Annotated in this window: 26 protein-coding genes, 3 tRNA genes and 1 pseudogene; 27 read left to right on the top strand and 3 right to left on the bottom strand. The window is 50.3% G+C overall.

Annotation, left to right across the window (positions count from 1 at the left end):
• Positions 1 to 46: 46 nt before the first annotated feature.
• Positions 47 to 337 carry a hypothetical protein gene (locus tag HMPREF2959_RS04295; protein ID WP_002214112.1) on the top strand — a complete coding sequence of 97 codons (291 nt, stop codon included), beginning with the start codon at positions 47 to 49 and terminating at the stop codon, positions 335 to 337.
• 62 nt (positions 338 to 399) lie between these two features.
• Here HMPREF2959_RS04295 and HMPREF2959_RS04290 read toward each other — a convergent pair whose 3' ends face one another.
• The 3 genes from HMPREF2959_RS04290 to tgt form a co-directional block, all read right to left on the bottom strand.
• Positions 400 to 801, bottom strand: coding sequence for a c-type cytochrome (locus tag HMPREF2959_RS04290; RefSeq protein ID WP_002214111.1), 402 nt, complete (start codon positions 799 to 801; stop codon positions 400 to 402).
• Positions 802 to 991: 190 nt separating this feature from the next.
• Complete coding sequence (gene hemH, locus HMPREF2959_RS04285; protein ID WP_079888770.1) at positions 992 to 2,074, bottom strand: ferrochelatase; 1,083 nt, start codon at positions 2,072 to 2,074, stop codon at positions 992 to 994.
• Between the two features lie 9 nt (positions 2,075 to 2,083).
• Positions 2,084 to 3,199, bottom strand: a complete 1,116-nt coding sequence (tgt, locus tag HMPREF2959_RS04280; protein WP_002226525.1) for a tRNA guanosine(34) transglycosylase Tgt — start codon at positions 3,197 to 3,199, stop codon at positions 2,084 to 2,086.
• A gap of 179 nt (positions 3,200 to 3,378) precedes the next feature.
• Between tgt and HMPREF2959_RS04275 the strand changes: the two genes are divergently transcribed.
• The 26 genes and pseudogenes from HMPREF2959_RS04275 (at position 3,379) to HMPREF2959_RS04150 (ending at position 24,026) form a co-directional block, all read left to right on the top strand.
• Positions 3,379 to 3,455: transfer RNA gene (locus HMPREF2959_RS04275), tRNA-Val, on the top strand.
• A gap of 53 nt (positions 3,456 to 3,508) precedes the next feature.
• A complete protein-coding gene (gene thrS, locus HMPREF2959_RS04270) occupies positions 3,509 to 5,422 on the top strand; it encodes a threonine--tRNA ligase (protein WP_002243398.1) in 1,914 nt (637 codons plus the stop codon).
• A 17-nt stretch (positions 5,423 to 5,439) separates the two neighbouring features.
• The gene (gene infC / locus HMPREF2959_RS04265; protein WP_010951024.1) at positions 5,440 to 5,961 is read left to right on the top strand and encodes a translation initiation factor IF-3; all 522 of its coding nucleotides are present in this window, start codon (positions 5,440 to 5,442) and stop codon (positions 5,959 to 5,961) included.
• Positions 5,962 to 6,107: 146 nt separating this feature from the next.
• The gene (rpmI, locus tag HMPREF2959_RS04260; protein ID WP_002232040.1) at positions 6,108 to 6,305 is read left to right on the top strand and encodes a 50S ribosomal protein L35; all 198 of its coding nucleotides are present in this window, start codon (positions 6,108 to 6,110) and stop codon (positions 6,303 to 6,305) included.
• A gap of 12 nt (positions 6,306 to 6,317) precedes the next feature.
• The gene (gene rplT / locus HMPREF2959_RS04255; RefSeq protein ID WP_002214103.1) at positions 6,318 to 6,677 is read left to right on the top strand and encodes a 50S ribosomal protein L20; all 360 of its coding nucleotides are present in this window, start codon (positions 6,318 to 6,320) and stop codon (positions 6,675 to 6,677) included.
• A 110-nt stretch (positions 6,678 to 6,787) separates the two neighbouring features.
• Positions 6,788 to 6,898 (top strand): annotated as a pseudogene (locus tag HMPREF2959_RS13485) (IS5/IS1182 family transposase); the annotation flags it as partial.
• Between the two features lie 124 nt (positions 6,899 to 7,022).
• Positions 7,023 to 8,015, top strand: a complete 993-nt coding sequence (gene pheS, locus HMPREF2959_RS04245) for a phenylalanine--tRNA ligase subunit alpha (protein ID WP_002243399.1) — start codon at positions 7,023 to 7,025, stop codon at positions 8,013 to 8,015.
• 176 nt (positions 8,016 to 8,191) lie between these two features.
• Positions 8,192 to 9,256: an AAA family ATPase gene (locus tag HMPREF2959_RS04240; RefSeq protein ID WP_002214086.1), complete on the top strand. Its 1,065-nt coding sequence runs from the start codon at positions 8,192 to 8,194 to the stop codon at positions 9,254 to 9,256.
• 6 nt (positions 9,257 to 9,262) lie between these two features.
• Entirely contained in the window at positions 9,263 to 9,781 is a 519-nt protein-coding gene (locus tag HMPREF2959_RS04235; protein ID WP_002214084.1) for a hypothetical protein, read from the top strand.
• A 35-nt stretch (positions 9,782 to 9,816) separates the two neighbouring features.
• Positions 9,817 to 12,180, top strand: coding sequence for a phenylalanine--tRNA ligase subunit beta (pheT, locus tag HMPREF2959_RS04230; protein ID WP_002243400.1), 2,364 nt, complete (start codon positions 9,817 to 9,819; stop codon positions 12,178 to 12,180).
• Positions 12,181 to 12,253: 73 nt separating this feature from the next.
• A complete protein-coding gene (locus HMPREF2959_RS04225; protein WP_002214080.1) occupies positions 12,254 to 12,556 on the top strand; it encodes an integration host factor subunit alpha in 303 nt (100 codons plus the stop codon).
• Positions 12,540 to 12,848 (top strand): hypothetical protein, encoded by a 309-nt coding sequence (locus HMPREF2959_RS04220; protein ID WP_002243401.1) that lies wholly within the window; start codon positions 12,540 to 12,542, stop codon positions 12,846 to 12,848. Before HMPREF2959_RS04225 ends, HMPREF2959_RS04220 begins: the two co-directional genes overlap by 17 nt.
• Positions 12,849 to 13,177: 329 nt before the next feature.
• The gene (locus HMPREF2959_RS04215; protein ID WP_002221234.1) at positions 13,178 to 13,663 is read left to right on the top strand and encodes an FxsA family protein; all 486 of its coding nucleotides are present in this window, start codon (positions 13,178 to 13,180) and stop codon (positions 13,661 to 13,663) included.
• 259 nt (positions 13,664 to 13,922) lie between these two features.
• Complete coding sequence (locus tag HMPREF2959_RS13195; protein ID WP_002242443.1) at positions 13,923 to 14,162, top strand: hypothetical protein; 240 nt, start codon at positions 13,923 to 13,925, stop codon at positions 14,160 to 14,162.
• Between the two features lie 214 nt (positions 14,163 to 14,376).
• Positions 14,377 to 15,678, top strand: a complete 1,302-nt coding sequence (bioA, locus tag HMPREF2959_RS04205) for an adenosylmethionine--8-amino-7-oxononanoate transaminase (RefSeq protein WP_002229230.1) — start codon at positions 14,377 to 14,379, stop codon at positions 15,676 to 15,678.
• Positions 15,675 to 16,322: a dethiobiotin synthase gene (gene bioD / locus HMPREF2959_RS04200; RefSeq protein WP_002217640.1), complete on the top strand. Its 648-nt coding sequence runs from the start codon at positions 15,675 to 15,677 to the stop codon at positions 16,320 to 16,322. Before bioA ends, bioD begins: the two co-directional genes overlap by 4 nt.
• Before the next feature lie 14 nt (positions 16,323 to 16,336).
• Positions 16,337 to 16,813 (top strand): chorismate--pyruvate lyase family protein, encoded by a 477-nt coding sequence (locus HMPREF2959_RS04195; RefSeq protein ID WP_002223928.1) that lies wholly within the window; start codon positions 16,337 to 16,339, stop codon positions 16,811 to 16,813.
• A 29-nt stretch (positions 16,814 to 16,842) separates the two neighbouring features.
• Complete coding sequence (ubiA, locus tag HMPREF2959_RS04190) at positions 16,843 to 17,733, top strand: 4-hydroxybenzoate octaprenyltransferase (protein ID WP_002229227.1); 891 nt, start codon at positions 16,843 to 16,845, stop codon at positions 17,731 to 17,733.
• 184 nt (positions 17,734 to 17,917) lie between these two features.
• A complete protein-coding gene (ptsN, locus tag HMPREF2959_RS04185; protein ID WP_002217637.1) occupies positions 17,918 to 18,367 on the top strand; it encodes a PTS IIA-like nitrogen regulatory protein PtsN in 450 nt (149 codons plus the stop codon).
• Position 18,368: 1 nt separating this feature from the next.
• A complete protein-coding gene (hprK, locus tag HMPREF2959_RS04180; protein WP_002214066.1) occupies positions 18,369 to 19,331 on the top strand; it encodes an HPr(Ser) kinase/phosphatase in 963 nt (320 codons plus the stop codon).
• Complete coding sequence (gene rapZ / locus HMPREF2959_RS04175; RefSeq protein WP_002229228.1) at positions 19,312 to 20,166, top strand: RNase adapter RapZ; 855 nt, start codon at positions 19,312 to 19,314, stop codon at positions 20,164 to 20,166. Before hprK ends, rapZ begins: the two co-directional genes overlap by 20 nt.
• A gap of 80 nt (positions 20,167 to 20,246) precedes the next feature.
• Positions 20,247 to 21,188, top strand: coding sequence for a ribosome biogenesis GTPase YlqF (gene ylqF / locus HMPREF2959_RS11965; protein WP_002229225.1), 942 nt, complete (start codon positions 20,247 to 20,249; stop codon positions 21,186 to 21,188).
• Positions 21,189 to 21,288: 100 nt separating this feature from the next.
• Complete coding sequence (locus HMPREF2959_RS11960; protein WP_002217634.1) at positions 21,289 to 21,891, top strand: SMC-Scp complex subunit ScpB; 603 nt, start codon at positions 21,289 to 21,291, stop codon at positions 21,889 to 21,891.
• A 183-nt stretch (positions 21,892 to 22,074) separates the two neighbouring features.
• Positions 22,075 to 23,748, top strand: coding sequence for a DNA repair protein RecN (recN, locus tag HMPREF2959_RS04160; RefSeq protein ID WP_002229226.1), 1,674 nt, complete (start codon positions 22,075 to 22,077; stop codon positions 23,746 to 23,748).
• Positions 23,749 to 23,857: 109 nt separating this feature from the next.
• Positions 23,858 to 23,934 (top strand) — tRNA-Arg (locus HMPREF2959_RS04155).
• A gap of 17 nt (positions 23,935 to 23,951) precedes the next feature.
• Positions 23,952 to 24,026 (top strand) — tRNA-Glu (locus tag HMPREF2959_RS04150).
• Positions 24,027 to 24,089 lie beyond the last annotated feature (63 nt).

Below are 24,089 nucleotides of genomic sequence, written 5' to 3'. Positions count from 1 at the left end.
TAAGGCGAGGCAACGCCGTACTGGTTTAAATTTAGTTCACTATAAAATGGCGAAATACTTTACCGAGACGGGTATCGGTGTCCGTGAGCATTTTGATTTTTTCGGCGAGTTTGTCGTTTCGCCGGCAGCACGTTCGGGTGATTTGGCACTTGCTTACGGTTTGAGGCTGGAAGCGGGCGAAGAGGGTTTGAGCCTTGCCGAGCTTTTCGATAAGCGTTCCGACAGTCAGGAGCCGGTCGAGTGCGGCCGTATTGACATCGGCGGCTTTATGCTGACCGCGAAGGAGGTTGACGGTGGCGGCAATATCGGGTCTATGGGGCTGAAAGTACCGCGTTAGAAAGGTTTGATTTGAATGCCGTCTGAAGCCGGATTGCCGGTTTCAGACGGCATTTTGTCTGTTTAGTTTTTTTTGCCTTTTGCCTGTTTTACGTCTTTTTCGGTAACGCTTCCGCCGCCGTTGTCAAAGGCGTTCATGATATAAGTGGCGACGGCGGCAATGTCCGCATCGCTGATGGCGGTTGCGGGCATGAATCCGTTGTAGGTTTTGCCGTTGACTTTGATTGTACCGTTGATGCCTTTGACCATGCTGTGCAGCAGCACCTGCGGTTTTTTCATGATGAAGTCGGAGCGGTAGAGCGGCGGAAACATGGTTCCGCGGCCTTCGCCCTTTTTGCCGTGGCAGGCGACGCAGTTGGATTCGTACACTTTTTGCCCTTTTGTCATGATGCTGTTGTCGGCGGCAGAAGCGGCGGCGCAGAGGCAGCCCAAGACGAGGGCGGTCGGCAGTCGGGTTGTGTTCATTGGTGTTTCCTTAATGTTTGAAACCTTGTTGTTGATTTTGCGTAGCGGGTGAAAGGTTTTTTTGCCGAATCGGTGGTAAGGTTGCACTTGATGTGCTGTCCAGCATAGATGCCATCATACGCTAAAGTAGCGGGAAAATGCCGTCTGAACACGGCGTTCAGACGGCATTTTAGACATGGGTCAAACAGTTTCAACGCCAGCCGCCAAGGTTTTCTTCGGCAAGTGCGACGAGTGCGTCTATCCAGTCGGGGTTGTCGTTGAGGCAGGGGATGTAGCGGTAGCTTTTGCCGCCTGCTTCGTAAAACTGTTCACGCCCCATCAGGGCGATTTCTTCCATGGTTTCCAAACAGTCTGCCAAAAAGCCCGGGCAGAATACGTCCAGTTCGGTTACGCCTTGTTTGGGCAGTTTGCCGAACAAATCCTGCGTGCTCGGTGTAACCCATTTTGCCCTGCCGAATTGGCTTTGGAACGATACGACATATTGGTCTTCGGTCAGTTCCAGTGCTTCGGCAAGCAGTTTGGCGGTGTGGCGGCACTCGTCGGGATAGGGGTCGCCGAGGTCGTGGTGCTTCTGCGGTACGCCGTGAAAACTCAACATCAGTTTTTTCCCACGTCCGTGTTCCGCCCAATATCGGAGGATGTGGTTTTTCATCGCATCAATGTAGCCGGTATCGTCATAAAAGCGCGAAACGGTGCGGACGCTCATTTGGTTCCGTTGCAGCAGTAATTGTTCGCACACCTTATCTACTGCCGCTCCGCTGCTGGAAGCGGCATATTGCGGGTACATCGGGATGACCAGCAGTCTGCCCGCGCCTTGCGCCTTCAGTTCCGACAATACGTCTGCCACCGAAGGATTGCCGTAGGTCATGGCGTGGCGGACGATGAGGTCGGGCATACGTTTGGCAAGCGCGGCAGCTTGGCGTGCTGTGTAAACTTCTAAGGGCGAACCTTCCTTAAACCAGATTTTTTCATAGGCGTGCGCGCTTTTTTTGGGGCGGAGCGTCAGTACCAGACCATGCAGAATGGGATACCACAGCCATTTGGGCAGTTCGACGACGCGCCGGTCGGTCAGAAAGGACTTCAGATAAGGTCGTACCGCCTGCGCGGTCGGCGCGTCGGGCGTGCCGAGGTTCAACAGCAAAACGGCGGTACGGTTTTGTTGCGTATAGGAAAGGGAGGGTTCTGGAAGGAATGGAAGCATGATCGGTTTCTGAAAAATAGTGCGGGTAGGGTAAAGCGGCAAAATGCCGTCTGAAGCGGCTTCAGACGGCATTGCCGGGAATCAGTCTGTGCCGCGCGCGCGGTTTTCGTGGAATTGCGCCTGCCAGTCGGCAAATTTGCCTTGTTCGACGGCTTCGCGCATTTCCGCCATAATGACTTGGTAGAAATGCAGGTTGTGGATGGTGTTGAGCTGTGCGCCCAAGATTTCGCCGGCGCGGTGCAGATGGTGCAGGTAGGCGCGGCTGAAGTTTTGGCAGGCGTAGCAGGTGCAGCTTTCGTCTATCGGACGCTTGTCGAGCTTGTGTTTGGCGTTTTTGATTTTCAAATCGCCGAAACGGGTGAACAGCCAGCCGTTGCGTGCATTGCGGGTGGGCATCACGCAGTCGAACATATCGATGCCGTGCGCCACGCCGTACACGAGGTCTTCCGGCGTGCCTACGCCCATCAGGTAATGCGGTTTGTGTTCAGGCAGTATCGGACCGACGGCGCGCAGCATACGGTACATTTCGGGCTTGGGTTCGCCGACGGACAAGCCGCCGACGGCAAGGCCGGGAAAATCAAACTGTTCCAAACCGCGCAGCGATTCTTCGCGCAAATCCTCATACATCGCGCCTTGCACGATGCCGAACAGCGCGTTCGGGTTTTTCAAATCTTCAAAGGCTTTTTTGCTCCGTTCCGCCCAGCGCAGGCTCATTTGCAGCGATTTTTTCGCCTGTTCGCGCGTTGCTTCGCCCGGCGTGCATTCGTCCAGCTGCATCGCGATGTCCGAGTTCAAAACCGTTTGGATTTTCATGGAAATTTCAGGCGATAAAAACAGCTTGTCGCCGTTGATCGGGCTTTTGAACGTACAGCCTTCTTCCGTCAGCTTGCGCATATCCGACAAAGAAAAAACCTGAAAACCGCCCGAGTCGGTCAGAATCGGTTTGTCCCAGCCGATAAAGCCGTGAAGCCCTCCAAACTGTTCGACGACCTCCAAGCCCGGACGCAGCCACAAATGATAAGTGTTGCCCAAAATAATTTGCGCCTTGATGTCGTGCAGGTTTTGCGGGTTCATCGCCTTAACCGAGCCGTAAGTACCGACAGGCATAAATACCGGCGTTTCAATTTTGCCGTGGTTCAACTCCAGCGTGCCGCGTCGGGCGTATCCGTCTTTTTTGTGTAAGGTAAATTTAAGCATAAGATTGAATGTCAGTTGGGCGACAGGGGGCGAAATATGTTTTAAAAGACGGCATTATAAATGAATTCCCACGGTTTTTCAGACGACATCCCCAAATCTTGCCACAATGTTGCATAAAGAAATGCACATACCTCTTGCAAAAATTAAAACGACCCGATAAAATGCAAAAATTCTTTAGAAGGCACGTAGCTCAGTTGGTTAGAGCACCACCTTGACATGGTGGGGGTCGTTGGTTCGAATCCAATCGTGCCTACCAAATTCCCATAACGGCATTTATGCCGTTATTTTTTAATGTTTTGGAGCTTTTTGATGTTGAACATTACCTTGCCGGACGGCTCAGTCCGCCAATACGAATCCCCCGTTACCGTGGCTCAAATTGCTGCGTCTATCGGTGTCGGTTTGGCGAGGGCGGCGGTGGCAGGCAGGGTAAACGGCAAATTGGTCGATGCGTGCGACCCGATTGTTGAAAATTCTGCTGTTCAAATCATTACTCCGAAAGATCAGGAAGGCATCGAAATCATCCGCCATTCCTGCGCGCATCTTGTCGGGCATGCCGTCAAGCAACTCTATCCTAATGCAAAAATGGTTATCGGCCCCGTCATTGAAGAGGGCTTTTATTACGACATCGCCACGGAAAAACCGTTTACACCGGAAGATGTTGCCGCCATTGAAGCGCGTATGAAAGAATTGATTGCCCAAGACTATGATGTGGTCAAAATCATGACTCCGCGTGCGGAGGCGATTAAAATTTTTCAAGAGCGCGGCGAAGAATACAAACTGCGCCTGATTGACGATATGTCCGAAGTGGAAGCGATGGGGATGTATCATCATCAGGAATATGTCGATATGTGCCGCGGTCCGCACGTTCCGAATACCCGTTTCCTGAAAAACTTCAAACTGACCAAGTTGGCGGGCGCATACTGGCGCGGCGACAGCAACAATGAAATGCTGCAACGCATATACGGTACGGCTTGGGCGACAAAAGACGAGTTGAAAGCCTATATTCAACGTATCGAAGAAGCCGAAAAGCGCGACCACCGCAAATTGGGCAAGCAATTGGATTTGTTCCACCTGCAAGACGAAGCGCCGGGCATGGTGTTTTGGCATTCTAAAGGCTGGGCTTTGTGGCAAGTGATTGAACAGCATATGCGTAAAGAGCTGAACGCCGCCGGTTATAAAGAGGTCAAAACGCCTCAAATCATGGATAAAACCTTTTGGGAAAAATCCGGCCATTGGGACAACTACAAAGATAATATGTTCGTAACCAGTTCGGAAAAACGCGAATATGCGGTTAAACCGATGAACTGTCCGGGTCATGTTCAAATTTTTAACAACGGTTTGCGTTCGTATCGAGATTTGCCGATGCGTTTGGCGGAATTCGGTTCCTGCCACCGCAACGAGCCGAGCGGTGCATTGCATGGTCTGATGCGGGTCCGTGGATTTGTGCAGGATGATGCGCATATTTTCTGTACCGAAGACCAAATCGTCAGCGAGGCCCGTGCGTTCAATGAATTGTTGGTTCGCATCTACAAACAGTTCGGTTTCCATGATGTATCCGTCAAGCTTTCTCTTCGCCCTGAAAAACGTGCAGGTTCAGATGACGTGTGGGATAAGGCAGAGCAGGGTTTGCGCGAGGCATTGACTGCCTGCGGCGTGGAATGGGGCGAATTGCCGGGCGAGGGTGCGTTTTACGGGCCTAAAATCGAATATCATGTCAGAGATGCCTTGGGTCGTTCTTGGCAATGCGGTACATTACAACTGGATTTCGTCTTGCCGGAACGCTTGGGTGCAGAATATGTAACCGAAAACAACGACCGCTCGCGACCTGTTATGTTGCATCGCGCCATTTTAGGTTCTTTGGAGCGATTTATCGGCATTCTGATTGAGAACCATGCAGGCTCTTTCCCGTTATGGTTGGCTCCGGTTCAAATGGTGATTATGAATATTACCGAAAATCAGGCAGATTATTGTCGGGAAGTGGCTGCCAAATTGCAGGCGGCAGGATTCCGCGCCGAGTTGGATTTGCGTAACGAAAAAATCGGTTACAAAATCCGCGACAACAGCCAATACCGTTTCCCTTATCAAATCGTTGTCGGCGATAAGGAGAAGCAGGAAAACAAAGTGGCGGTACGCCGCAAAGCAGAAGATTTGGGTTCTTTGGATTTGGATGATTTCATTGCGCAATTGCAGCAAGAAATCACTGATGCCCTCGTCAATCATTAATTTTTATAGGAGTATTCATCATCGCTCAAGAACGCGAAGCACGAATCAACGGCGAAATTACCGCCAAAGAAGTGCGTTTAATCAGTGAGTCAGGCGAACAGCTTGGTGTTGTTTCAGTTCGTGAAGCTTTGGCTATGGCCGAAGGGCAGGATGTCGATTTGGTAGAGATTTCCCCAACTGCTAAACCGCCTGTGTGCAAACTGATGGATTACGGTAAATACAAATACCAGCAGGCCAAGAAACGCGACGAAGCCAAGAAAAACCAAAAGCAGGTGCAAATCAAGGAAATCAAATTCCGTCCGGGTACGGATGAGGGCGATTATCAAATCAAGATGCGCAACATCAACCGCTTCCTTGCCGACGGCGATAAAGTCAAAGTGACATTGCGTTTCCGCGGCCGTGAAATGGCTCACCAGCAACTCGGCGCGCAACTTTTGGAACGTGTGAAAGAAGATTTGGCTGAAGTGGCGCAAATCGAGTCCTTTCCCAAAATGGAAGGTCGCCAAATGGTGATGATGATTGCGCCGAAGAAAAAATAAAGCTATAATTCTCCGCTTACTCCGATTGCCGCTTCGGAGTAAGTTTTCAATTGCGGCAAAAAACCGTGGCATTGTGGGTTCAAGTGTTTGAAACCGATGTTTTAAAACCCCCTAATGCCTTATCCGATAACGAATGGAGTTTTCCCATGCCTAAAATGAAAACCAAGTCTAGCGCGAAAAAACGCTTTAAAGTACTGGGTAACGGCGGTGTGAAACGCGCTCATGCGTTCAAACGCCACATCTTGACTAAAAAGACCACCAAAAACAAACGCCAACTGCGCGGTACCTCTATGGTAAATGATCGCGATTTGGCTTCTGTTGCTAAAATGTTACCCTACGCTTAAGGAGTTTAGAATATGCCACGCGTAAAACGCGGTGTTACCGCCCGTGCCCGTCACCAAAAAATCTTCGCGTTAGCCAAAGGCTATCGCGGCCGTCGTAAAAACGTTTACCGCGTTGCCAAGCAGGCGGTAATGAAAGCCGGCCAATACGCATACCGCGACCGCCGCCAACGCAAACGCCAATTCCGTCAATTGTGGATTGTCCGTATCAATGCAGGTGCGCGTGAAAACGGGTTGTCTTACAGCAAATTTATGAATGGTCTGAAACGTGCCTCTATCGAAATCGACCGCAAAGTATTGGCTGATTTGGCCGTGTTCGATAAAGCCGCTTTTGCACAATTGGTTGAAAAAGCCAAAGCTGCTTTGGCTGCTTAATCCAAAAAATTGAAAAGGAAGCTGCGGCTTCCTTTTTTCTTTGTTTGCAGAAATTCTATGTGATTGATTTTCTTTCTTTAAAGTCTATTTTTTTAAATAAATTTGCGTTAAAATATAGTGGATTAAATTTAAATCAGGACAAGGCGACGAAGCCGCAGACAGTACAGATAGTACGGCAAGGCGAGGCAACGCCGTACTGGTTTAAATTTAATCCACTATACAGAAAATTTATCCAATGGATTGACCGTGAAGAAAATAAGGTCGTCTGAAGAGTCTGATATGTCAGGCTATACAGGCGGCCTCGTTGTTTCAGGTGGCATATCATTAATTGACAGACTTGATATTATGGAAAATGTAAACCGCATCGTTGCAGAAGGCATTGCCGCAGTAGAAGCTGCGCAAGACTTCAACGCTCTAGAACAAATCAAAGCCCGTTATCTTGGCAAAACCGGCGAGTTGACCGGACTTCTGAAAACTTTGGGGCAAATGTCGCCTGAAGAGCGCAAAACCATAGGTGCGCATATCAATGAATGCAAAAACCGGTTTCAGACGGCTTTTAATGCCAAACGCGATGCCCTCAACGAAGCCAAGCTGCAAGCCCGACTTGCCGCCGAAGCCCTCGACATTACCCTGCCCGGACGCGCTCAGGAAGGCGGCAGCCTGCATCCCGTAACCCTGACCTTGCAACGTGTGGTCGAACTCTTTCACGGAATGGGTTTCGAAGTGGCGGACGGGCCTGAAATCGAAGACGATTTTCACAATTTCCAAGCCCTGAACATCCCTGCAAACCATCCTGCCCGTGCGATGCAGGATACGTTTTACGTTGAAAACGGTGATGTTTTGCGTACGCACACTTCCCCGATTCAAATCCGCTATATGCTCGATAAAAAAGAGCCGCCCATCCGCATTATCGCCCCCGGCCGCGTTTACCGTGTGGACAGCGATGCCACGCACTCGCCTATGTTCCATCAGGCGGAAGGTTTGTGGGTAGAAGAGGGCGTAACTTTTGCCGACTTAAAAGCAGTGTTCACGGATTTTATCCGTCGCTTCTTTGAACGCGATGATTTGCAAGTACGTTTCCGCCCGTCTTTCTTCCCGTTCACCGAACCGTCTGCCGAAATCGACATTATGGGCGAAAACGGCAAATGGCTGGAAGTCGGCGGCTGCGGTATGGTGCATCCCAACGTGTTGAGAAATGTGAATATCGATCCCGAAAAATACACCGGTTTCGCTTTCGGTATCGGTCTCGACCGTTTCGCGATGCTGCGTTACAACGTGAACGATTTGCGCTTGTTTTTTGATAACGATTTGAATTTTTTGAAGCAGTTTGTAAAATGATTGTGTAGGCTGCCTAAAAATGAAAAAAGCAGCCTGTGCCTACCTCAGAAAGCTAAATCATGAAACGCTATGTCGCTCCATTATCCGCCTGCTATGCGTTTACTATGGTGCTGTGGTTGCTGTCTTTTCACAATGTGTCTTGTACAAATATTGTTGATATATATTAGGGGGATTATATGATTAAATCATTTTGGCTTGAAAATTTCGGGCCGATTAGCTTATTGAAGGCTGATAATTTAGGGAAAATAAATTTAATTATTGCAGAAAATAGCAAAGGGAAAACTTTTATTTTAAAGGCATTATATAGTGTTTTAAAAAGTCATGAGGAAGCTCATAAAGGAAAGAATATTCGTGATTTTTCTGAGGAATTGCGAGATAAGCTATATTGGACGTTCCAAGTAGAGGAAATTGGTGATTTAGTTACAAGAGGAAAAGAAAATCCAAACGAACGGCCTCTTAAGTTAAGTATGACTTTAGAAGATAGTTCTTCAGTTTTGTTTTCTTTTGGTAGAACTACCAAAAAGCTAATTAAACCGGAGCTATACGAACTTTCTCCCAGAATAAACGCTAACTCTATTTTTTTACCACCCAAAGAAGTTCTATCACTATTTGATGTAATTAAAAAATCAGAGGAAGAAAAGAGATTTGGTTTTGATGCTACTTACATTGATTTGGTAAAAGCATTGGATATTAAACCAACAAAAGGGAGGAATTACCCTGAGGCAGCGGAAGCTAGAAAGGATCTAGAAGCATTGTTTGGCGGTTATGTTAGCTACAATGATAAAAAGAAGGCATGGGTATATGAAAAAGATAGACAAACTTTCTCTATCAATTCTACAGCAGAGGGGGTAAAAAAGATTGGGATATTAGACACTCTATTAGGAAATCGGTTTTTGAGTCCTGGATCAATCTTATTTATTGATGAGCCAGAAGCTAATCTACATCCGAAAGCAATTAATCAATTTCTAGAAATTCTGTTTTCCTTATCTAAATCCAAATTGGGAATACAGATTTTTATGAGTACGCATTCATATTTTGTTATCAAGAAGCTGTGTTTATTAGCTAGAAAGCATAGTGAAAGTATTCCTGTTTTTATGCCTGGCAAAGAAAAGGAACAGACTACTTGGGTGCAGGAAAATTTACAAAATAGCATGCCGGATAATGAAATTATTGGTGAGTCTATTCGATTGTTCAGAGAAGAAATAGGTGTTTTATCTCCGGAAACAGCATGGATTGGTTAGGTTTTTATGAGTGAAATAATAAATCTCACTGAATCAGGTATAACTTTTAATCTAGTAAAAAATAACCTGTTTTATATAGAACCATATATCCGGAAGAGAAGGCAAGAAGGTATTAAGACAGTAGAGTTTATCTATCTGCAAGAAGATAATTTGTTATTTGTTGAGGCAAAACAAAGTATTCCAAATCAAGAAAGATCTCCTGAGCGTTTTGATGAATATATTTCAGAGATTTATCAAAAATGGTGTAATGCATTAAATGTTGAAATTTTGGGAATATTAGGCAGAGAAGATATCAAAGAAACAATTATGCCTAGTGCTTTTTCAAATTTGCAATGGGGTAGCATAGAAATCAAATTATTACTGGTTATCCCGGATGTGCCGCTTAATTATCTTGGGCAATTGAATGAATTAATAAAGCAAGAATTTAATAAGAAAGATACTTTGCGGTTGATTTCTTTATGGAACATTTCTGTAGAAGTAATTAATAGGGACTTAGCCATTCAAAAAGGTTTAGCTAGCTCTTGAAAATCTAAAGTTAATTAGTTAATTGAGAACATAACATGCAATTCTCCTACTCATGGCTGAAAACCCAAGCCGATACCGAACTTTCCTCCGATAAGCTGGAACATCTGTTAACCATGTCCGGCTTGGAAGTGGAAGAAGCCGAGACTGCCGCGCCTGCGTTTACGGGTGTGGTAATTGCCGAAGTGAAATCCGTTGAAAAACATCCTGATGCCGACCGTTTGAACGTTACCCAAGTCGATGCGGGTACGGGTGGGTTGGTTCAGATCGTGTGCGGTGCGCCGAATGTGAAAGCGGGCATCAAAGTGCCGTGTTCGCTGCCGGGTGCCGTTTTGCCGGGTAATTTCAAAATCAAGCCGACCAAAATGCGCGGCGTGGTGTCGGACGGGATGTTGTGTTCCACCGACGAACTCGGTCTGCCCGACGACGGTGTGAACGGCCTGCACATTCTGCCTGAAGACGCGCCCGTCGGTACCAATATCCGTGAATACTTGGATTTGGACGATACGCTGTTTACGTTGAAAATTACGCCTAACCGCGCTGATTGCTTGAGTGTTAAGGGCATTGCGCGCGAAGTGTCCGCATTGACGGGGTGCGCGTTCAGGCAGCCCGAAATCCATACCGCGCCGATCACGGGCAGTCGAAAACAGCCCGTGCAGATTAACGCGCCTGCCGATTGCGGCCGTTTTATCAGCCGCGTTATTGAAAATGTCAATGCGAAAGCGGCTACTCCCGATTGGATGAAACAACGTTTGGAGCGCAGCGGCATCCGCAGTATTTCCGCGCTGGTGGACATCGGCAATTATGTGATGCTGGAAATCGGTCAGCCGATGCACGTTTTTGATGCCGACAAACTTTCCGGCAGCCTGCACATCCGCCGCGTGCGCGAAGGGGAAACGCTGGAATGCCTGAACGAGAAAACCGTTTCCCTGTCTGAAAACACGCTGGTCGTGGCGGACGAAAAAGGCGTGTTGAGTTTGGCGGGCTTAATGGGCGGCGCGGCGAGCGCGGTTTCAGACGGCACGCAAAATATCGTGCTGGAAGCGGCTTGGTTTGCGCCCGAAATCATCGCCGGCAAATCGCGCCAATACGGTTTCGGTTCGGATTCGTCGTTCCGCTTCGAGCGCGGCGTGGATTACCGTTTGCAGGCGGATGCCATGGAACGTGCTACCGAATTGGTGTTGCAGATTTGCGGTGGTGCGGCAGGCGAGATGGTTGAAGCACAAGGTAAATTGCCCGAAGCCAAGCAGGTCGGACTGCGTTTGGACCGTCTGAAAACCGTGTTGGGCGTGGACATTCCTGCCGAACAGGTGGAAACCATTTTGCAACACTTGGGCCTGCAGCCCGAGAAAACGGCGGAAGGCTTCCGCGTTACCGCGCCGAGCTTCCGTTTTGACATCGAAATTGAGGCCGATTTGATTGAAGAAATCGGACGCGTTTACGGCTATGAAAACATCCCCGACGATTACACGTCAGGCCGTCTGAAAATGCTGGAACTGCCCGAAACACGCCGCTCGCGTTTTGCCGTTTACAACGAAATGGCGGCGCACGGCTACCGCGAAGTGGTCAGCTATGCCTTCGTTGACGAGCAGTGGGAACAAGATTTTGCCGCCAACGCCGACCCCATCCGCCTGCAAAACCCGCTGGCGGCGCAATATGCCGTGATGCGTTCCACACTCATCGGCGGCTTGGTGGAAATTTTGCAAAACAACCTGAACCGCAAACAAAACCGCGTGCGCGTGTTTGAAATCGCCCGCGTGTTCGGCAAAGGTTCAGACGGCCGGTTTGTCCAAAACGAACGCATCGGCGGTCTGTGGTACGGCGCGGCAATGCCCGAACAATGGGGTGGGAAAACGCGCAATGCGGATTTTTACGACATTAAGGCAGATGTGGAAAATCTGTTGAAAAACAAAGCAGTCGAGTTCGTTAAAACCGGACATCCCGCCCTGCATCCCGGACGTGCCGCCAATATCGTTTCAGACGGCAAAGTCATCGGCTTTGTCGGCGAACTGCATCCGAAATGGCTGCAAAAATACGACCTGCCGCAAGCGCCGCTGGTATTTGAAATCGATATGGCGGCCGTGTTGGAATGCGGGAAAACGCGCTATCGGGTCGTATCGAAATTCCAGCCGGTGCGCCGCGATTTGGCGTTTGTGATGCCGGAAGCTATGAGCCATGATGATTTGCTGCTTGTCTTGAAAGGCGCGGCAAACAAGTTGGTACAGGAAATCAGCGTGTTTGACGTGTATCGCGGCACGGGACTGCCCGAAGGGATGAAGAGCGTGGCGGTCAAAGTGATTTTGCAGGATATGGAAAACACGCTGACGGATGAGGCAGTCGAGCCGCTTATCGGAAAACTGATTGGCGCGGCAACGGCGGCAGGGGCGCGGCTTCGCAGTTAAAAAATAAATATTCGCTTGAATTTTAAATAAAAATTGGTAATAATCCACAACTGTTACAACAGAAGGTAATCATATGACTCTCACTAAAGCAGAACTGGCCGATATTTTGGTAGACAAAGTCAGCAACGTCACCAAAAACGATGCCAAAGAAATCGTCGAACTCTTTTTTGAAGAAATCCGCAGCACTTTGGCAAGCGGCGAAGAAATCAAAATTTCCGGTTTCGGAAATTTCCAGTTGCGCGACAAGCCGCAACGCCCGGGTCGTAATCCTAAAACCGGCGAGGAAGTGCCGATTACCGCCCGCCGCGTGGTAACTTTCCATGCCAGCCAGAAACTCAAAAGCATGGTGGAACACTACTATGACAAACAACGTTGATTTGAAGGTTCCCGCAAAACGCTATTTCACGCTGGACGAGTTGTGCGGACTGTTGCAAATCAGCCCCTATGGTTTTGCGCAATGGCAGCATGATCACGGTGTGGTTGTCGGTTACGGCGGCGAACGCTACACCCGTTTGGATGTGGTGAAACTGTTGAAATTGCAGAGCACGTTTGCACCGTATGCAGAAGGTGCGGAGTCGGGTTCGGACGGCAACCGTCCGGTTACGCTTCAGGAAATCGGAGACGGTCTGAAAGAGCTGTTGGCGGATTTGGATAAGGAATTGTGCTGATTTGAGGCCGGTTGCAGGTATGCAGCCGGTTTTGTTTTACACGCTAAAAAATAATTATAGTGGATTAACAAAAATCAGGACAAGGCGACGAAGCTGCAGACAGTACAGATGGTACGGAACCGACTCACTTGGTGCTTCAGCACCTTAGAGAATCGTTCTCTTTGAGCTAAGGCGAGGCAACGCTGTACTGGTTTTTGTTAATCCACTATATTGCGTGATTTCACATTGTTTCGGCTTGAAGCACATGGTTTTGTAATCATTTACAGGCAGCTCGCTTGGAGTCCTGTTCGGGCGGTTTGCTGTTTACTTAAATATAAGGATGACGGTCAATGAGATTTTTCGGTATCGGTTTTTTGGTGCTGCTGTTTTTGGAGATTATGTCGATTGTGTGGGTTGCCGATTGGTTGGGCGGCGGTTGGACGCTGTTTCTAATGGCGGCAACCTTTGCCGCCGGCGTGCTGATGCTCAGGCATACGGGGCTGTCCGGTCTTTTATTGGCGGGCGCGGCAATGAGAAGCGGCGGGAGGGTATCCGTTTATCAGATGTTGTGGCCTATCCGTTATACGGTGGCGGCGGTGTGTCTGATGAGTCCGGGATTCGTATCCTCGGTGTTGGCGGTATTGCTGCTGCTGCCGTTTAAGGGAGGTGCAGTGTTGCAGGCAGGAGGTGCGGAAAATTTTTTCAACATGAACCAATCGGGCAGAAAAGAGGGCTTTTCCCGCGATGACGATATTATCGAGGGGGAATATACGGTTGAAGAGCCTTACGGCGGCAATCGTTCCCGAAACGCCATCGAACACAAAAAAGACGAATAAATGTGAATGGAATGCCGTCTGAAGGTTCAGACGGCATTTTTCCGGTTTGAAAATATAGTGGATTAACAAAAACCAGTACGGCGTTACCTCGCCCTAGCTCGAAGAGAACGATTCTCTAAAGGTGCTAAGCACCAAGTGAATCGGTTCCGTACTATTTGTACTGTCTGCGGCTTCGTTGCCTTGTCCTGATTTTTGTTAATCCACTATAAAATAGGGCTGTAACCTTCAATCGGAATTTGTTGCCTGCGGGATATACGGTATGAATGTTTGGTATATATGGGACAGGATGGTGGAAATCTATCATAAGTATAAGAAGCCGTGCCTGGTTTTGGCGGTGGATTTTGTGATGGGTATGGTATTCATAGAGCCGAATGAGGAGCCGTGCATCGGCAGATGCTATGCGCCAATGTCGGAGTCCCCTGATTTTGCCAACGTTGTTGCGATGGCTGTTGCTATGATCTGTATCGTATGGATTGCCGTTTTGTCTATGACTGATTGAAGCGTTGGGCGGAGGCTGCGTGAAACGGTATTGGGCGTTGGGCCGTCTGATTCCAATCGGGCTTGAGGAATGCGAAACGGTGTGCGCTTATGTTGCGGAACGATTTGTTTCGCGGTTTTGCGCCCGAAACGGATGGAAAGGTGTGGGAAGCGGTCTGTCGGAGTAGAATACGCGTTTTGCGTTTGAATGCAGCAATAAGAAAAGAGAGAAACTTATGCCGTCTGAACATCAACACACATCATCATTGCTTGATTTCGACCGTACCCATCTGCTCCATCCCTATACTTCCATGACCGATCCGCTTCCCGTTTATCCTGTCAAACGTGCAGAAGGGGTGTTTATCGAATTGGCGGACGGCACGCGGCTGATTGACGGGATGTCGTCTTGGTGGTGTGCGATACACGGTTACAATCATCCCGTTTTGAATCAGGCGGTTGAGACGCAGATGAAACAGATGTCGCATGTGATGTTCGGCGGTTTGACGCATGAGCCGGCGGTGGAGCTGGGCAAATTGTTGGTCGGGATTTTGCCGCAGGGGCTGGATCGTATTTTTTATGCGGATTCGGGTTCGGTTTCGGTGGAAGTCGCGTTGAAGATGGCGGTGCAATACCAGCAGGCGCGGGGTTTGCGTGCAAAACAAAATATGGCGACGGTGCGGCGCGGGTATCACGGCGATACTTGGAACGCGATGTCCGTCTGCGATCCGGAAACGGGGATGCACCATATTTTCGGCAGCGCGTTGCCGCAGCGTTATTTTGTCGATAACCTGACAAGCCGTTTCGACGATGAATGGGACGAGGCGGATTTGCAGCCTGTCCGCGCCTTGTTTGAAGCGCATCATACGGACATTGCCGCCTTTATTTTGGAACCGGTCGTGCAGGGCGCGGGCGGCATGTATTTTTATCATCCGCAGTATCTTCGCGGATTGCGCGATTTGTGCGACGAGTTTGATATCGTTTTGATTTTTGATGAAATCGCCACCGGATTCGGGCGCACGGGCAAGATGTTTGCCTGCGAACACGCGGAGGTCGTGCCGGATATTATGTGCATCGGCAAGGGTTTGAGCGGCGGCTATATGACGCTGGCGGCAGCAATCACTTCGCAAAAAGTTACCGAAACGATTTCGCGCGGCGAAGCGGGCGTGTTTATGCACGGCCCGACGTTTATGGCAAACCCGCTGGCGTGTGCCGTTGCCTGCGCTTCGGTCAAACTGCTTTTGTCTCAAGACTGGCAGGCAAATATCCGCCGCATTGAAAGCATCTTAAAATGCCGTCTGAAAACCGCGTGGGACATTCGTGGTGTGAAAGACGTGCGCGTTTTGGGCGCCATCGGCGTGATCGAGTTGGAAAAAGGCGTGGATATGGCGCGTTTTCAAGCGGATTGCGTGGCGCAGGGCATTTGGGTGCGCCCGTTCGGCAGGTTGGTTTATCTGATGCCGCCTTACATCATTTCAGACGGCGTTTTGACCAAACTTGCCGACAAAACCGTGCAAATCTTGAAGGAACACAGCAAATGAAAGGCGTTTACTTCGTCAGCGGCATAGACACGGACATCGGCAAAACCGTCGCCACCGGTATGTTGGCAAAACAATTGTTGCAGCAGGGCAAAAGCGTGATCACGCAAAAGCCCGTGCAAACCGGTTGCCAAGACATCGCCGAAGACATCGCCGTTCACCGCAAAATCATGGGCATACCCATGCAGGAAGCCGATGAACAGCGTCTGACCATGCCCGAAATCTTCAGCTATCCCGCCTCGCCCCACCTTGCCGCCCGTCTGGATGGCAGGGATTTGGACTTGGACAAAATCCGTACCGCCACACAAGAATTGGCGGCGCAGTACGAAGTCGTTTTGGTCGAAGGCGCGGGCGGATTGATGGTTCCGCTGACGGAAAACCTGTTAACCATTGATTATATCCGTCAGCAAGGCTATCCCGTCATCCTCGTTACCAGCGGACGGCTTGGCAGTATCAACCACACTTTACTCAGTTTCGCAGCGCTCAAACAATACGGCATTCGCTTGTACAGCCTCGTGTTCAACCACATCCACGACAGCCGCGACGCACACATCGCCCAAGACAGCCTGAACTACTTGAAATGCCGTCTGAAAGCCGATTTTTCCGAAGCGGAATGGATGGAGTTGGCAAAAACAGACGCGGTATAAAGATTGGGAAAAATATGGAACACCTATTTGGGAAATGGCTGCCCGACTTGCCCGCCGCCGTTTCAGACGGCATCGACCTGCCGATGAGCCGGTTATTGAAAGCCCGGTCGCTGACCGCCGCATTGCGCGCCTTGCCGCATACATTTTCGGTGGAACTGCTGAAACTGGGCGAATTGGAGACGGAATGCGGAGGGAGGCTGGTGCGCGAAGTTTTGTTGAAGCTGGACGGTATCCCTGTTGTCGCGGCAAGGAGCGAGTGCCGTATCGGTTCGGCGTTTTGGCAAAACATTTTGGACTGCGGCACGCGTCCTTTGGGCGAGCGTCTGTTTCAAGCCGATTTGGAAGGGGCGCGTTCGGCGTTTGAGTTTGCCGTTTCCGGCGAAGGATGCGGACGGTACTTTGCCGCGCGGCGTTCTCGGTTTTCCCGTCACGGCGAGGAAATGCTGCTGACCGAGTATTTTCTGCCCGAACTGAAACGCTTTATCGGATAAAATACCGTTTTTTCAAGCTGTGCGGCAATATGAATCCTAAATCCCCTTTATTTTTACGACTGTCCGATCGTTTGGATGTGTACCTGCGCCTGATGCGGGCGGACAAGCCCATTGGGACGCTGCTTTTGCTGTGGCCGACCTACTGGGCATTGTGGCTGGCTTCAGACGGCATTCCCGATTTGGCGGTATTGGCGGCGTTTACAATCGGCACGTTTTTAATGCGGAGTGCCGGTTGCGTCATCAACGATTTTGCCGACCGCGATTTTGACGGTGCTGTCGAGCGCACCAAAAACCGTCCGTTCGCACAGGGTCGGGTCGGAAAAAAAGAAGCGCTGCTGCTGACGGCATTTTTGTGCCTGCTTGCCGCATTGTGCCTGATTCCGCTGAATCATCTGACATGGCTGATGAGCCTGCCCGCGCTGTTTCTTGCGCTGACTTACCCGTTTACCAAACGCTTTTTTCCGATTCCCCAACTCTATCTCGGGCTTGCCTTTTCCTTCGGTATCCCGATGGCGTTTGCCGCCGTTGCCGGAAACGTGCCGCCTCAAGCGTGGATACTCTTTGCCGCCAATGTGTTATGGACTCTGGCGTATGACACGGTTTATGCAATGGCGGACAAAGAAGACGATTTGAAAATCGGCATCAAAACCTCCGCCGTCACGTTCGGGCGTTACGACATCGCCGCCGTTATGCTGTGTCATGGCGGCTTTACCCTGCTGATGGCAGTATTGGGTGCGGTTATCGGTGCGGCATGGGCATATTGGACGGCAATCCCCATCGTCCTGCTGCTGCAATACCGCCAATATGCCGCCATCAAAAGCCGCGTCCGGCAAATCTGTTTTGAAACGTTTTTGGCAAACAACAGAATTGGTTGGGTGTGGTTTACCGCCATTTTTGCCCATACGTTTTTCGCGAAATAAGGCAGGGCAATGCCGTCTGAAGAGCCGTAAACTGCTTTGGACGGCATTTCTATCTGTGCCGAAAAGCGTTAAAATATGTTTTTAAAACGCTGTGTTATGTCAGCCCGTACCGTATGCGGGATTGAGATTTGCCCTAGCAGTCGGTACAATCTTTCTGTTTTGCGATGTCTGAAAAGAGAAGCTTATGAGCCTTATCGGCGAAATTTTGCCTTTGTCCCATATTGTTTTGGATATGGAGGTGGGCAGTAAAAAAAGGCTGTTTGAGGAAGCGGGCCTGCTTTTGGAACGCGAATCCTCATTGTCCCATGCTGATGTTTTCGAATGTCTTTTTGCCCGTGAAAAACTCGGTTCGACCGGTTTGGGGCAGGGCGTTGCCATCCCGCACGGCCGTCATGCCGGCGTGAAGCAGGCGACGGGCGCGTTCATCCGCACGCGCGAACCCGTCGGATTTGACGCACCGGACGGCAAGCCGGTTTCCCTGATTTTTATCTTGCTGGTGCCGGAAAACGCAACTGGCGAACATTTGGAAGTCTTATCCAAACTGGCCGGCAAGTTTTCCCAAAAAAGCATCCGCGAATCGCTGATGACGGTTTCTTCTGCGGAAGAAGCCCGCGCCATTTTGACTGAAGAATAATATGCCCAGTATTTCCGTCCGCCGACTGTTTGACGACAACCAATACAAGTTACAACTTGCCTGGGCCGCCGGCAATTCGGGTGCGGACAACCGTATCGGCGTAGAGGCGGACAAGCCCGTCCTCGCTTTGGTCGGACACCTGAATTTCATCCACCCCAACCAAATCCAAGTGGTCGGTTTGGCGGAATCGGAATATCTGAACCGTCTCGAATCGGGGGAAACGGGTTATCAGTTCGGCGACCTGTTCGACATTTCTATGTCTTTGGTTATTGTGGCAAACGGCTTGCCGGTTTCCCCGGGGCTGCGCGACTATTGCCATAAAAACGATATTCCACTGCTGACTTCCAAACTCGAAAGCCCCTATCTGATGGACGTGTTGCGGATTTACCTGCAACGCACCCTGGCGGCATCGTCCGTCAAACACGGCGTATTTCTCGATGTGTTTGAAATCGGCGTGCTGATTACCGGACATTCCGGCTTGGGCAAGAGCGAATTGGCGTTGGAACTGATTTCGCGCGGCCACAGCCTGATTGCCGACGATGCGGTCGAGCTGTTCCGCATCGGTCCGGAAACATTGGAAGGGCGTTGTTCGCCTATGCTGCGTGATTTTTTGGAAGTGCGCGGCTTGGGGATACTCAATATCCGCCATATTTTCGGCGAAACTTCCATCCGCCCCAAAAAAATCCTGCAACTCATTATCAATTTGGTCGAGGCAGACGACGAGTATATGAAGCAGCTCGACCGGTTGAGTATCCGCACCGAAACCGAATCCATCCTCAACGTCAACGTCCGTTCGGTTACGCTGCCCGTCGCCGTCGGACGCAACCTCGCCGTTTTGGTTGAGGCGGCGGTACGCAATTACATTTTGCAGTTGCGCGGTAAGGACAGTACGCGCGAATTTTTGGAACGCCATCAGACGCAACTTAAAGAAAACGAACAGAATCATGAAAATCGTCCTGATTAGCGGGTTGTCCGGTTCGGGCAAATCCGTCGCACTGCGCCAAATGGAAGATTCGGGTTATTTCTGCGTGGACAACCTGCCCTTGGAAATGTTGCCCGCGCTGGTGTCGTATCATATCGAGCGTGCGGACGAAACCGAATTGGCGGTCAGCGTCGATGTACGTTCCGGCATTGACATCGGACAGGCGCGGGAACAGATTGCCTCTCTGCGCGGACTGGGGCACAGGGTTGAAGTTTTGTTTGTCGAGGCGGAAGAAAGCGTGTTGGTCCGCCGGTTTTCCGAAACCAGGCGAGGACATCCTCTGAGCAATCAGGATATGACCCTGTTGGAAAGCTTAAAGAAAGAACGGGAATGGCTGTTCCCGCTTAAAGAAATCGCCTATTGTATCGACACTTCCAAGATGAATGCCCAACAGCTCCGCCATGCAGTCCGGCAGTGGCTGAAGGTCGAACGTACCGGGCTGCTGGTGATTTTGGAGTCCTTCGGGTTCAAATACGGTGTGCCGAACAACGCGGATTTTATGTTCGATATGCGCAGTCTGCCCAACCCGTATTACGATCCCGAGTTGAGGCCTTACACCGGTATGGACAAGCCCGTTTGGGATTATTTGGACGGACAGCCGCTTGTGCAGGAAATGGTTGACGACATCGAAAGGTTTGTTACGCATTGGTTACCGCGTTTGGAGGATGAAAGCAGGAGCTACGTTACCGTCGCCATCGGTTGCACGGGAGGACAGCACCGTTCGGTCTATATTGTCGAAAAACTCGCCCGAAGGTTGAAAGGGCGTTATGAATTGCTGATACGGCACAGACAGGCGCAAAACCTGCCGAGCCGCTAATCCCGTTGAACGATGATGCCGTCTGAAACCCGATTTTCTGTTTCAGACGGCATTTCAAATATTGAGAAGAAAGGAAAGACATGGCAATCCAATGGTTTCCCGGCCATATGAACAAAGCGAAAAAAGCCATCGCCGAGCGCGCCAAAAGCGTAGACATGGTGATTGAAATGCTGGATGCGCGAATGCCCGCCTCCAGCGAAAACCCCCTGCTTGCCCAGCTTTCCAAAGGCAAACCCAAACTTAAAATCCTAAACAAACAAGATCTTGCCGACCCCGAACGCACAAAGGTCTGGCTTGACCACTACAACAGCCGCCCCGACACGTGCGCCATTGCCCTCGATTCCTCCGAAACCGGCGCACACGGCAAAATCACCCAAGCCTGCCGCGCGATGATTCCCCATCGGCAAGGCATAGACAAACCCTTGCGCGTCTTGATTTGCGGCATTCCCAACGTCGGCAAATCCACCCTCATCAACGGCATGATAGGCAAAAAATCCGCCAAAACCGGCAACGAACCCGGCATCACCAAAGCCGAACAACGCCTTTTCCTTGCCGACGACTTCTGGCTGTACGACACCCCCGGAATGCTGTGGCCGAAAATCATTGTCGAAGAAAGCGGCTACAACCTCGCCGCCGGCGGCGCAGTCGGACGCAACGCATTGGACGAAGAAGAAGTCGCCCTCGAACTTTTAGACTACCTCCGCCGCCACTACCTCCCTATGTTGCAAGAACGCTACCAAGCCGACAAAGACCCCAGCAGCCACTGGGACGAAAACGTTTGGCTCGAATGGATAGCCAAAAAACGCGGCGCAGTCCTCAGCGGCGGACGGATCAACTACCAAAAAGCCGCCGAAAACATCCTCACCGACTTCCGTGAAGGCAAAATCGGCAGAATCACCCTCGAAACGCCGAACCAATGGGAAACTTGGCTCAAAAAAGCCCGTCAGAAAGAAGCCGAACTCAAAGCCATACGCGAAGCCAGAAAAGCAGAGCGTAAAGGGAAGAAGCCTTCGGAAGCATAAAGAATGCCGTCTGAAAAATATTTTTCAGGCAGCTTCTCTCTACTCCAACCGATTTCAGACGGCATATCCAAACCCATGCCGTTTCAGCACGGATACCCGTATGACCGACAAAATTTCTCCCGACGCGCTGATTGAAGCCGCACTGCTGACCCAAACCGAACCGCTGACCGAAAAATCTATGCGCGAATTGTGTGTGCCGCCACTGTCGCAGGACAAACTGATTGATGTGTTGGCGCAGTTGAAAACGCGTTGGCAGGATAGGGCGTTGCAACTGGTGCATACGCAAGAGGGCTGGCGTTTTCAGATTGTTCAGACGGCATTCGAGCGGCTGGGCAGCCTGCAAGAACAGCGTGCGCCGCGCTACTCCCGCGCCGTGATGGAAACACTGGCGATTATCGCCTACCAGCAGCCCGTAACGCGCGGCGACATCGAAGGCATACGCGGTGTGGCGGTGTCGCAGAACGTGATGCAGACCTTGCAGGATCGGGGGTGGATTGAAGTCATCGGACATCGGGACACATTGGGAAAACCCGCATTGTGGGCGACAACGGCAACTTTTCTCAGCGATTTGCGCTTGGACGGTCTGGAAGAACTTCCGCCGCTGACCGAACTGGGCGAACTGGTTTTACCCGATTTAATGGAAATGCCGCCTACGGATGAAGAAGAGCCGGAAGCCGTACCGTCCGATACCCTGCCCAACTGAAATTCCAAATGCCGTCTGAAACGCACATTGCTTCAGACGGCATTTCAACAAATAAGCAGATAAAAACAAGCACTAAGCAAAATTAAGGAAAAACTTATTTTTAATTTAAAAAATCTTAGTTATAATTCGTATATCTAAAGTTGATATTGCTTTTGTCGGTAGAATTGCTAAGGAATCCTCACGATGCTTCTAACACTTTCTTTGCGTGATTTTGTCATTGTCGAAAATCTGAATCTGGATTTTCAAAGCGGCTTTACCGTATTGACCGGAGAAACTGGCGCGGGCAAGTCCATTACTTTGGATGCGATTGGTCTGCTGTTGGGCGATAAAGCCGATTACAGCCAAGTCCGCAGCGGCGCAAAAGAAGCGCAGTTGTCGGCGTTGTTTGATATTTCCCATTTACCTGTTTTAAAAGCAGAATTGTATGAACAGGGGCTTTTAAACGACGGAGAAGAAGAACTCAGTATCCGCCGCATTATCGATGCCAAAGGCAAAAGCCGCAGCTTTATCAACAATCAGGCCGCTACCTTGGCGCAACTCAAAGCCGTCGGCAGCCAGCTTATCGACATCCATGGGCAAAACGCCCATCATTCGCTTAATCAGGAAGCCGCCCAGCGCGAATTGTTGGACGCATTTGCGGGCAGCAGGGCGCAGGCGGAAACCGTCAGGCAGCTTTATCAAAACTGGGCAAACTCAAAAAAAGCATTGCAGGAAGCGCAGGAACAGGCAGAAAACATTGCACTCGAACAAGAGCGTCTGGAATGGCAGTTTAACGAATTGAATCAGTTGGACATTAAACAAGGCGAATGGGAAGCCCTCAGCCAAAGCCACGACAGCCTTGCCCATTCTGCCGAGCTGTTGCAGGCTGCCGAAGAAGTCGGAAGCAAGATTGACGGCGACAACGGCATCCAACGCCATATCTATCAATGTCAAAAACTATTGGCCAATCTGCAAAACATCGAGCCGCGCTTTGCCGAGAGCCTGAATATGTTGGCAAGCATCGAAGCCGAATTGGGCGAAATCAGTGCCAATATGCGCGATGTGGCAGGTCGCAGCGACATCAATCCCAACGAACTTGCCGCACAAGAGCAGCGTATGGGCGAGCTGATGGGGATGGCGCGGAAATACCGGATCGAGCCTGAAGAGTTGCCTGCCAAGTTGGCAGAAATCGAAGAACGCCTGCAAAGCCTGCAAGCTGCCGCCGATTTGGACGCGCTCGAGCATAATGTTGCCCACAATTTTGCCGAATATCAGGAAGCTGCCCACATCCTTTCTGCCATGCGCCATCAGGCGGCAGAGCGTTTGAGCGGCGAAACGACCGAGCATATGCAACACCTTGCCATGAAAGGTGCACGTTTCGACATCGTCCTGTTGCCCTCGTCGCCGACGGCACACGGTTTGGAGCAGGTTCAATTTCAAGTTGCCGCCAACAAAGGCAATCCGCCCCGTCCGCTGAATAAAGTTGCCTCCGGCGGCGAATTGGCGCGTATCAGCCTTGCCTTACAGGTTGTTGCCAGCCAATATACCCAAGTTCCCACCCTGATTTTTGATGAGGTCGATACCGGTATTGGAGGGGGAGTGGCTGAAATGGTCGGCAAGGCATTACGTGCGTTGGGCAGAAAACATCAGGTGCTTGCCGTTACCCATCTTCCGCAAGTCGCATCCTGCGGCGAAAACCACTGGCGAGTGCGCAAGCACAGCGAGGGAGAGCAAACCGTCAGCGAAATCAGTATATTGGATGAAATCCAACGGGTCGAAGAGGTTGCCCGTATGTTGGGCGGAGAAGTCATTACCGATACGACGCGGCAACATGCGGCAGAATTGCTGCAACTTGCGTCGAAAAATAGTTTATTTTAAAATCAATCAGTTAAAAAATAACTAAAAATAAAAGTCTAAAACAATAGACAGAACTCAGATAAATCCGTATTATTACGCTTTCTTAATCACTTGAACAAGTGATTGTGCTGCACCCGTAGCTCAGTTGGATAGAGTATCTGGCTACGAACCAGAGGGTCGGGCGTTCGAATCGCTCCGGGTGCGCCAGTAAGAAAATACAATATGCGCCCATCGTCTAGCGGTTAGGACATCGCCCTTTCACGGCGGTAACCGGGGTTCGATTCCCCGTGGGCGTGCCAATTCAAAATGCCTCCGATTATATCGGAGGCATTTCTCATTTCTCATTTCTCATTTCTCATTTC

Source organism: Neisseria sp. HMSC070F02 (genome assembly GCF_001814225.1).
In the GTDB taxonomy this organism is placed as follows: domain Bacteria; phylum Pseudomonadota; class Gammaproteobacteria; order Burkholderiales; family Neisseriaceae; genus Neisseria; species Neisseria meningitidis.
This window is presented reverse-complemented; position numbering and strand designations above follow the sequence as displayed.